This is a genomic window from Kosmotoga sp., assembly GCF_982836095.1.
The window spans coordinates 1-10,460 of the sequence record NZ_CEYIHJ010000013.1 but is presented as its reverse complement, the minus strand read 5'-3'; the positions used below and the strand labels follow the sequence as shown (position 1 = coordinate 10,460).

The window sequence follows — 10,460 nt, the reverse complement described above, 5'->3', positions numbered from 1 at the left end:
TGAAACCCAATTCTTCAAGGTCTAACCAACAGACTCCCCGATACCTTCGGAACCATATAATCTGCCTGCGTGCATACCGGCGAGTATTTCTCTTGATTAACTCCACGGCTCTCTCTAAAGAACAAGTCCCCTTTATATATTTGATCAGTTCTGCATAACCTATTGTTTGCAAGGCATTTAAATCTTCTGTAAAACCCATATCCAACAATTTTTTTGTTTCATCGACCAGACCGGCTTCAATCATTTTATCCACCCGTGTTTCTATACGCCGATGCAGAGAAAGCCGCCCCCTATTTAGTATTATAACAGCGTATTCCTCAGAAATATCAGAGTTTTTTTGAATCGAACTCAAACTAGTGCCCGTGGTAAAAAAAACCTCAAGGTATCTTATCGTTCGCTTTAAATCATTGGGATGTATTTTTTCATATGCAACTTGATCAACCCTTTCAAGTATCCTTCTCAGTGACCCCGGAGCATTTTCTTCAATGGTCTTCAGCGCATTACGCACCACCTCATTGCGAGGTGCGCCTTCAACAAAGCCCCTTAAAAGAGCATCAGCATACAGCCCGGTTCCACCAGCCAGCACAGGGATTTTCCCCCGAGCCACGACGTTTGTGATGAGCTTTTTTGCGTCTTTACTGAACCGATAGGCATCATAGCTTTCATCAGGGTCAACAATATCAATCAAGTGATGCGGAAGCTTTTCGCGTTCCTCTTTTGAGGGCTTTGCGGTGCCTATGTCCATATGTCTATAAATTTGCCTGGAATCAACCGAGACAACTTCAATAGGCAACCGTTCTGATATCGCCAGTAAAATTTCTGTCTTTCCCACAGCTGTGGGACCTAAAATCATCATAATAGCCATTACTTTTTTATTACCCCGTATATCACGCCGCTGCTCTTGCTGCCGTCTACATACGAAAATTCGATAAATTCTCCGAGTTTTTCAAAGAAACTGTCTGTAATGCGCGATTTCAACACCACTTTTTTTCTTGAAACTCTTATCATTTCCTGTACATCCTCTAATGTGATAGGTTCATAGACGGCAAAAGGCCTCAAAGGGTTCAACGAGCTCGAACTGTACTGAGGCACCTCGAACATGGGATCACAATAAACAATATCAAAGCTTTCATCGGCTGAATCTCTTAGAAAATGCTTCATGTCCTGATTCAATAATGTTATCCTGGATGCGGCTTCTTTCATCCACGGATACTGAAAGGGATAATGCTCGAGCCCGTGTTTCACCACTCTGTAAACATGCACTGAAGCCTCCAGACCTATGACTTCACCGGATTTTAAAAAATGAGACATGAGTAGGGCTTCACTGCCAAGTCCAAAGGTCGCATCCAAAATCCTTTCCTCTCCCGTTAGCCCCAGATTTTCTATCAAGTGGTCTCTTTGCCCTTCACGGTAGTTTTTCAAACGCAATTTCGCCATTGAAGGGTGGAAAAAGAACTTCGAATTATCATAGAGAATGTACAATTGCTCATTTCTATCGAGCACATAGTAAAAATCCAGATCTAATTTTCCCTCTTTTTTCAATTCTACGAGTTTGCGCCTTGAGATGTAAGGCACCTTATATTCAACAGCAATCTTTTGGGCCTTTATAGCGAGCTCATTTGTGGGTTTATGTGATGTTGTAACCGCGTATTTCATTTTTCCTCCTGATGTAATTCAAGCAGTTTTTTTAGCGCTTCCAGCTCTTGTTGGCGAGACTCAAGCTTTTTTTCTAACTCTTTATAGCGCTTCTCAACTTCCTCAAGCCGCTTCTCAGCGGCTTTGTAATTAGTGTATGCCCTGTAATTTGTCAGTCCAAGAACTATTAGAAAAAAAATCGTAAAGATAAAGAATATGAAATGGCTCTGGCGCTTCTTGCCCACTATTTTAACCCACTCCTAGCAATACCCGCAATGAAGTATTTCTGCGTAAACAGGAATAACATTACAACTGGAACGATAGAAAAAGTCGCAGCAGCCATCAAGAGATTATACTCAGTTCCCGTCGCGCTACTGAAGTTTTGTAAACCCACAGGCAGCGTTCTGTACTCCGGGCTCTTGGTTACTATCAAGACCCACAGGAACGAATTCCAGCTTCCCACAAATTTGAGAAGAGCCCCTGTTATCACTGCTGGCTTTGAAAGAGGTACCATGACCCTCCAGAGGAATTTCCACTTGGACAAGCCATCGATTTTTGCGGCATCGTAGAGTTCATCAGGGATGGTCATGAAATGCTGCCTGAGCAAGAAAATGGCAAATACGCTTACAACCCATGGGACTATAAGGGCATAATACGTATCTATCCATCCAAAAACCGTTAATGTTATGAAATTTGGTACCAAAAGGACCTCACCTGGAACCATCATGGTAGCCAGAAAGATGGTGAACATGAAGTTCTTGCCGAAAAATTCCATTTTGGCAAAAGCGAAAGCGGCCATAGCGGCGAAAATTATCTCAAGGAAGGTTGTTACTATGGCAACGAAAACCGTGTTCAAATAATAACGCCCGAAAGGCGCGGCGTTCCAGGCATCAACATAGTTCTGCCAGAAATTGGCGAATGTCTCGGTGAGGGTAAATTCAGCTCTTCCATATACCATATCATCTTTGAACCAAACAGCGGGGATATCGTTAAATACAATTTCAAAGGACTTTCTTCCGGATTTCGTTGCTCTTCCCCGGTAGAAAACCTTCGCTATCTGCGGGGGCTTTTTTGTGAGATCTAGCTCGCTGAAAATATCCGAATGGAGCTTTGAAAAAACGCCAATCCAATTGGTTTCAGTCCATCGCCTTCTTATAAGGGAGGAAAAATCGCTTCCTTCTATTTTCTCTGCATACCTGTCGAGATACGCAAGCACCGCTCCGAAAAGAGCACTTTGCCCGCTTTTTGAGCCCGCCGCTTTCATCACTTCTTTGAATTCCTGGTAACCGAACTCTCCTTCCATGAATCTCTTAATTTCGTCGTTGAATTTTTCATCGTCAACGATTATCATAGCTGTTTTCAACAAATTTATAGCCTCTGTTATCTTATCAAAGACCTCGTTGGTGAGTTCAGAAAAATGCGCTTTTAACTCTTCTTTGAAATTGCTATCGAGGTAAGAAATCAAAATTTTCAACGCGTCCCTCACATTTTTCTTTGTGATTGAAGTTTTTAGGTAAGCTTTCAAGTTTTCCGGTACGTTCCATTCGTCAATAGCCTCCATGAGCAATGAATGCACTTCGGCATCAGACCTTATCTCGCCAACGATGTAAGCATCAGGCAAAGGGGTATCCTGTGCGTTGAGATAGAACTTTTTCACCTCAAGGTAGTCCTCTAAAAGCACTTTCCAGCGCATGAGATCGTCCATGAGCCCGTTAAAACTGGTTTTGAAGCGATTAAACATTACCAGAAGAAACCTATCGGAGCTGGGCACCATTTCGTCAAGTGCTTGATAAATACCTGATTTTTGGAGTTCAAAGTCGTTTTTCATTTTTGCTATTTTGGAAACGATGGCAGACACTTCTTCAGGTTCAGGAACTCTTTTTTCACCTACACGATAGTTCGAAAGATCGGTAGCGAAGCTGGTAAGTTCGTTAGTTATCGGTTGAAAGAGTTCAATGGCCTTTCTCACTATATCCTCTTTCAGTTTCTTTTGAGCTTCAGAATCTGTGGGAAGCACTTTAAAAGAAGAAGTGATTACTGTCTCAGCCTTTTTTATGGTCAGACGTGTAGTTGTTTCAACGGAAGTGGTTAGGACGACCCTCCTCGCAAATCCATCATCCCCAAATTCCGCAATATTCAAGAAACCATCCAGGAAACCCGCAACATCATCCAAAGGAATGGATTCCATTTTCTTCGCTATTACAGAGGGGTAATCGTGAAGGTGTGCATTTACCTCGCTTGTAAGTCCTGCAAATTTCTCGGCATCGACTTTTTCAGGAAAATCCGCCGGGTTTCCGTTTTCATCCAGCAATCCAAGGGTGATAGTACCTCTTCTGATATAATCATCGTCAAGCATTACGATAAGCGTATCTTTTCCCGCCTTACTGCCTATAAGTGAGGCGAAATTCTTGAATTCATCAAGGCTGAGTGAGGAAAGGTCAACACCACTGCCAGCAGACTGGTAACGAATCTTCGTCTTGAATTCCACGCTCGAACGGGCGTTTTTTGTTGTCCATTTCGGTGGCCAGCTTGAAACTTCACTGGAGGCCTTAAAAGATGTATCGACCATCCATGCAAAGGGCAGCAGCATCATGAGTGCCCCGCCTACAATCAGCAAATATATGAATACCTGCGTTAAAGTCTTTGAAGAAGTATTTTTCATTCTCCCACCTCAGCTCTCATAATGAACCCGTTTTTTGCCTAACCGGAACTGTATGAAAGTTAGCAGAAGTATTATTAAAAAGAGCATATACGCAGCCGCACTGGCTACACCCATCCTCTGTTCATCGTAAAACTTCTGGAAAACGTAATAAACCAGTGTCAATCCACTTTTGTTCACGGGCCCGGGCAATCCCTGATAAAGAATAAAGATCTGTGAAAAGATCTTAAAAGATCCTATCATTGTAATTATCATGATGAAGAAGGTTGTAGGAGAAAGTAAGGGCCAGGTGATGTATTTGAACTTTTGCCAGCTATTGGCGCCATCGACGTCGGCTGCCTCATAATAAGAGCGGTCTATATTTTGCAAGCCCGCAAGGAAGATCACCGTTGTGTATCCCAAATGCTGCCATACTGAGACAATGGCAATTGTTGGAATTGTCCATCTCTCTTCTTTGAGCCAGGCGATTTTGTTTATGTCAAACCAGGACAGAAAATAGTTTAGCAATCCAAATTGGTCATTGAACATCCATTGCCACACCAGAGAAACGGCAACAACCGAAGTAACAAAGGGAATGAAATAGGCTGTCCTGAAAAGATTTTTGAATCTGATGTTTCGGTTCAGCAAGAGAGCAATGATTAAAGCAAGAGCAATCTGCGTTGGGACAGATAAGATAACATAATAGACGGTGTTGTAAATGGCTTTGAGAAAATCTGAGCTTTCCTTGGCGAGCTTAAAATAGCTGATCAGCTCATCACCGGATTTCGACAGCCAGAAGGCAACGACAAGGTAGAAAACTATAAACAATATCAATGTCGTCCAGCTTCTCGACCGCATCATAGCTATATGGTTATCCCTCTTGTAACGCCTTATGACGTAAAGGAAATAACCTATAAATACAAGTGACAGCACCAACCAAGATATAGAAAACCCCGGATTAGCCATTTTCACCACGTAGAACAATATGAAGAATACAAGCGATATTGTATAAAACAGTGAGAATTTTCTTTCTGGCCGGGAGTATTTCGTCATGCCAGCGGTAACATAAAATACGAGCCTGACAAAAAGCAATGCGCCAAGAGCATAAACCACTGTGTTGACGAAGGCATAGAAGAAATTCAGGCTAACAGGGTAAGACATTCTGAACAATTCCTTGTAATTTCCCAGCCCGATAAAGTATTTCTCCGCGCTGGTATAATCCCACTTGAAAAAACTAAGTACCAGCGAAAACCCTATGGGCCAAAAAACAAAGACTCCAAGCACAGCGATGGAAGGCAACAAAAACAGATAGGCTTGCAGGGTTTCTCGCCAGTATTTCTTGGAGTACTTGGTATATGCCATTTTAAACCCTCCCGGAAATCCAAAATAAACGTTACTTAAAATACCTGAGCGTTTTCAAAAGCCGTACATTTTCTTTCACATCATGAACTCTCAAGATATCGACTCCCCTGAAAAAGCAATAAGCGGAAACCGCGAGCGTTCCTTCTAAACGTTCTTCAGGTGGGAGGTCTAAAATATTTCCAATAAAGCTCTTTCGTGAGTGGCCAATCAGCACCGGAAAGCCTGCTGATTTGAACACTCCGATGTTTTTAAGCAATTCAATGTTATCTTCGAAGCGCTTACCAAAGCCTATTCCGGGATCCAACACCAAACTATGGGAATCGATACCCCGTTTTAAGGCGGCTCTTATCCTATCGAGCAAAAAGGAATTGACTTCATCTACCACATCTTCATAATAAGGGGCTTTTTGCATCGTCTTAGGAGTGCCTTTCATGTGCATAATCACAATAGCGGCACCAGATTCAGCAGCCAGATCCAGCATGTTTTCATCTCTGAACCCCGTTATATCATTGATTATATCAGCTCCTGCTTCCAACGCTTTCTTCGCGGTTTCTGGGTGGTAGGTATCCACAGAAATAAAAATCTGAGGATTAATCTCTCTAATAGCTTCAATAACCGGAACTACCCTATCAATTTCCTCTTCAACAGGAACAGGGTCAGCACCAGGACGAGAAGATTCACCACCGATATCAACAATGTCCGCCCCCGAGGAGCACATTTCAAGCCCAAGGGTTATCGCTTGCTCGATACCGCCAGCACGACTGTTCGCATAGAAAGAGTCTGGAGTCACGTTTACAACTCCCATTATAGCAATATCCTTTTCCAACACCCTTCCCCGTGCTATGAGCTTCACTTGATCACCTCATCTTCTTGAGAGTATCGATAAAAGCTTTAAACAAAGGGTGGGGATTCCCCACTTTTGATTTCAGTTCCGGATGGTATTGTACCCCAATGAAAAAGGGGTGGTTCTCCAATTCAACAGCTTCTACAAAGTCGGCTTTCGCAGATATGACCAGCTTCTCTTCAGCAGTTTTTTCTTCGGGTAAGGTAAAGAGCTGTTTAAACATTTCATAATTGACTTCATACCTATGCCTGTGCCTTTCGGAAATCACTTCTTGTCCATATATTTCATACAGTCTCGTGTTTTTGAACACAGGGGTTTTCTGCGCTCCCAACCTCATGGTACCTCCAAGGTGTAGAATTTCTTTTTGGGCCTCCATAAGATCAATTACCGGGTAAGGTGTATCGGGGTCGAATTCCGTTGAATTGGCGCCTTCAAGCCCGGCAACATGCCTTGCATATTCTATTACCATAAGCTGCATTCCAAGGCATAACCCCAATGTTGGAATTTTATGTTCCCTGGCGTATTTTATCGCTCTTATCTTGCCCTCTATACCTCTCTTCCCAAAACCTCCAGGGATTATAATGCCATCATAGCTGGAAATAAAATATCCCAGCTCTTCGTCCGTCATTTCTTCCAGATTCTGAGCATCCAGAACTTCCGGTTTTTCCGCGCTGCACAGTAAAATGCTTTCAATAAGGCTCTTGTATGCGTCGTCCGTGCCAAGGTATTTCCCCACAATACCTATTTTCAACGGGTTAAAGCTTCTTGGGTAATCCCAATGAAATTCACCTGTAAGCGACAGATTAAGCGCTTTTGCAATTTTTTCGTGTATGCCAAGTGTGTAGAGTTTGTAGGGCACCTCATAAACGTTGCTCATGTCTGGGAGATTAAAAACCATCTCCTGGGGTACACCACCAAAGAGTGCGACTTTTTTCAAATCAGTGTTTGTAATCGAGGACTCGGATCTTATGGCAATCATATCGGGGTGTATGCCTATCTTTCTCAAAAGTTGTACGGATTGTTGTGAAGGTTTTGTTTTAAATTCATTTGTTGCCTTGAGATAGGGTACATAGGTAACGTGAATGAAAAAGAAATGCTCCCTGCCCAATTCAAAAGCCAGCTCCCTCACAGCTTCAAGGAATATTTCTCCTTCTATATCACCCACGGTTCCACCTATTTCAATCATAATAACTTGACCTTCAACGGATAGTATCCTTTCTTTTATTTCCGCGGTGACATGCGGGACCATCTGAACTGTTCCACCCAGATAGCGGCCTTCTCTCTCTTTGTCGATAACGGCTTTGTACACCTGTCCTGCTGTCATGTTATTAATTCTTTTCATGTTAGTTCCCAAAAATCTCTCATAGTGTCCAAGGTCAAGATCGGCTTCATAGCCATCTTCTGTTACGAATACTTCCCCATGCTGGTTGGGATTCATCGTGCCAGCATCTACATTGAGGTAAGGGTCTATCTTAAGAGCGTTTATTTGTATACCGCTTTCCTTAAGAACCCTGGCAACAGAAGCTGAAATAATTCCTTTTCCAATACCACTTAGCACACCGCCAGTAACTACAATGTACTTTTTAGTCATTCGCATCCCTCTCTATTCCAAGGATTTTTTTCACCCGTTTAATGTCCTGCGCATGTTCTTCATTTCCACCTGGTGTTTCGAGTATCAAAGGTCTTTTTAGGATTTCATCACTGGAGAGAAAGGCCGCAAATCCTTCTTCGCCAATATATCCATCACCGATTCTCTCGTGCCTGTCTTTTGCTGCCCCGAGGGGGTATTTTGAATCGTTGAGATGAATCATTTTGAGTTTTTCGAGGCCAAGCCAGTGATCAATTTCAGCGAGAAGTTTCTCGACCATTTCTCGCGAACGAATATCATAGCCACTATCAAAACCGTGGCAGGTATCATAGGTTATTCCTATCCGGTCAGCATAAGATGTTCTTTTTATTATCATTTTCAACTCTTCAATGCGGCTTCCGATGTTTCCACCCTTTGGTGCTACGTTCTCTAACAGGAGAACTACTTCTGTATCACCAATTGATGAAAGAACCTCGTCTATCCCCCTGGCTATTCGGTCAATACCGGTTTCAAGGCCTGTCCCAAGATGGCTACCAGGGTGAAAATTCAGGTATTTTAACCCAAGCATTTCGGTGATTGTTATTTCCAGCTTTAACAGTTCAATGGATTTATATCTAACTTCTTCCTTTGGACTGGCAAGGTTTATCAGATATCCGGAGTGCACCAAAGCATCTTCAGAACACAATTTTGTTTTTATCATCGCATCTTTGAACAGCTCAATTTTTCTCTCTTCAGGTAATTTTGCTCTCCACATCGACGGACTATGAGGAAAAATCTGAAAGCAATTTCCACCAATACCCAGTGTTTCCACGGGGACACGGTGATATCCCTTCGATGTGCTCATATGCGCTCCGATTTTCAGCATATTCCTTCCTCCTGAATCATTTCCCTTCGTCTTCACCGATCTTCAACAATGCCAAAAAGGCCGTCTGCGGAATGTTAACCCTGCCAATTTCTCTCATTCTCTTCTTTCCTTCGCGCTGTTTTTCCAGTAGTTTCATCTTCCTCGTTATGTCACCACCATAGCATTTTGCAAGGACGTCTTTCCTCAATGCCTTTATGTCACTTCGGGCTATTATACGCCCACCGGATTTCGCTTGAATGGGTATCTGGAATTGATGCTGGGGAATGAGATCTTTGAGCTTTTCAACAACTCGCCGGGCAACGGGGTATTCTTTGCTCCGATGCACGATGAAAGAAAGTGCATCCACCGTTTCGCGGTTCACCAGTATTGTGACTTTAACCACATCTGAAACCCGGTATCCCGTTATCTCATAATCCATGGACGCATAACCCCTTGAAATGGCTTTGAGCTTATCAAAAAAGTCGAACATTATTTCCGCCAGCGGGGCCTCAAATTTGAGAACAACCCGGTTCTTTCCGGCATTTTCCACCTCTTTGAATTCTCCACGCTTTTCAGAGGTGATGAATCCAATGAGGTTACCCATGTACTCAGAGGGTGTGATTATGCTCAAATTCACAAAAGGTTCCTGAATTTCTTCAATCTGAGATTCATCGGGGAATTTCGCTGGATTTGTGATATCCATAAATTCACCGTTTTTTAGCTTCACTTTATAAACGACATTAGGTGCCGTTAATATGCATGCTATCTCAAACTCCCGTTCCAGCCTTTCTCTTACAACTTCCATGTGAAGCAGGCCCAGAAAACCAACTCGAAAGCCAAAGCCCAGTGCCGGGGAATTTTCTGGCTCAAAAACAAGAGCGGCATCATTCAGCTTCAGCTTTTCAATGGCTTTCCTGAGTTCTTCGTAATATTCCGGCAATCCCGGGAACAATCCTGCATAAACCATGGGCTTTATCTCCTTGAACCCGGGCAATGGGGAAGAAACAGGATTCGTTGCAGAAGTTATGGTATCACCGATCTTCGCGCTGTCAACATTCTTTATGCCAGCGATAAGGTATCCGACTTCACCAGCCCCAAGATTGCCTGTGGGGATAAGCTCGGGCGCGAAAATACCCACTTCAGTAACCTCGAATTCTTCCCCTGTGCTGAACATCATTATTTTATCTCCTACTTTGATCTCGCCGTCTACCACCCTCGTGTGTATGACGACTCCCCTATATTTATCGTATTCAGCATCAAAAATCAGGGCTTTAAGTGGAGCGTTTAGTGTGCCGGAAGGGGCTGGAATATTGCTTACAATGGCTTCGAGGATTTCAGGAACTCCCTGACCCGTCTTTCCGCTGGCGTAAATACAGTCATCGGCCGTGAACCCGATCAGGTCCTCCAGTTCTGAAACCGTTTCCTCTATATTGGCATTGGGCAAATCTATTTTGTTTATAACCGGGATTATTTCCAGATCGTTGTCAAGGGCAAGGTAGGTATTCGCGAAGGTTTGGGCTTCAACTCCCTGACTTGCATCTACAAGAAG

The 10,460-nt window shown here is 43.2% G+C and carries 9 protein-coding genes; all 9 read right to left on the bottom strand.

Annotation, left to right across the window (positions count from 1 at the left end; translation table 11 throughout):
* On the bottom strand, positions 1 to 865 hold an 865-nt coding region (gene miaA, locus AC3LHT_RS01970; RefSeq protein WP_488661801.1), incomplete at its 3' end, for a tRNA (adenosine(37)-N6)-dimethylallyltransferase MiaA.
* Entirely contained in the window at positions 865 to 1,656 is a 792-nt protein-coding gene (locus tag AC3LHT_RS01965) for a class I SAM-dependent methyltransferase (protein WP_488661800.1), read from the bottom strand. The genes miaA and AC3LHT_RS01965, both read right to left, overlap by 1 nt.
* Positions 1,653 to 1,880 (bottom strand): hypothetical protein, encoded by a 228-nt coding sequence (locus tag AC3LHT_RS01960; protein ID WP_290645318.1) that lies wholly within the window; start codon positions 1,878 to 1,880, stop codon positions 1,653 to 1,655. The genes AC3LHT_RS01965 and AC3LHT_RS01960 overlap by 4 nt, the downstream gene beginning before the upstream one ends.
* Entirely contained in the window at positions 1,880 to 4,297 is a 2,418-nt protein-coding gene (locus tag AC3LHT_RS01955) for a carbohydrate ABC transporter permease (RefSeq protein WP_488661799.1), read from the bottom strand. Before AC3LHT_RS01955 ends, AC3LHT_RS01960 begins: the two co-directional genes overlap by 1 nt.
* Positions 4,298 to 4,306: 9 nt before the next feature.
* Entirely contained in the window at positions 4,307 to 5,635 is a 1,329-nt protein-coding gene (locus AC3LHT_RS01950; RefSeq protein ID WP_488661798.1) for a carbohydrate ABC transporter permease, read from the bottom strand.
* Positions 5,636 to 5,666: 31 nt separating this feature from the next.
* Positions 5,667 to 6,488 carry a dihydropteroate synthase gene (gene folP, locus AC3LHT_RS01945; RefSeq protein ID WP_290645312.1) on the bottom strand — a complete coding sequence of 274 codons (822 nt, stop codon included), beginning with the start codon at positions 6,486 to 6,488 and terminating at the stop codon, positions 5,667 to 5,669.
* Between the two features lie 4 nt (positions 6,489 to 6,492).
* Positions 6,493 to 8,070: a CTP synthase gene (gene pyrG / locus AC3LHT_RS01940; protein WP_290645310.1), complete on the bottom strand. Its 1,578-nt coding sequence runs from the start codon at positions 8,068 to 8,070 to the stop codon at positions 6,493 to 6,495.
* Complete coding sequence (locus tag AC3LHT_RS01935) at positions 8,063 to 8,932, bottom strand: deoxyribonuclease IV (protein WP_290645308.1); 870 nt, start codon at positions 8,930 to 8,932, stop codon at positions 8,063 to 8,065. The genes pyrG and AC3LHT_RS01935 overlap by 8 nt, the downstream gene beginning before the upstream one ends.
* A gap of 16 nt (positions 8,933 to 8,948) precedes the next feature.
* On the bottom strand, positions 8,949 to 10,460 hold a 1,512-nt coding region (gene lepA, locus AC3LHT_RS01930), incomplete at its 5' end, for a translation elongation factor 4 (protein WP_488661797.1).

Bases quoted from the DNA above. Each gene is read 5' to 3' on its own strand.
- AC3LHT_RS01965 (WP_488661800.1), bottom strand. From the start codon at position 1,656: ATGAAATACGCGGTTACAACATCACATAAACCCACAAATGAGCTCGCT.
- AC3LHT_RS01935 (WP_290645308.1), bottom strand. From the start codon at position 8,932: ATGCTGAAAATCGGAGCGCATATGAGCACATCGAAGGGATATCACCGT.
- AC3LHT_RS01955 (WP_488661799.1), bottom strand. From the start codon at position 4,297: ATGAAAAATACTTCTTCAAAGACTTTAACGCAGGTATTCATATATTTG.
- pyrG (WP_290645310.1), bottom strand. From the start codon at position 8,070: ATGACTAAAAAGTACATTGTAGTTACTGGCGGTGTGCTAAGTGGTATT.
- AC3LHT_RS01950 (WP_488661798.1), bottom strand. From the start codon at position 5,635: ATGGCATATACCAAGTACTCCAAGAAATACTGGCGAGAAACCCTGCAA.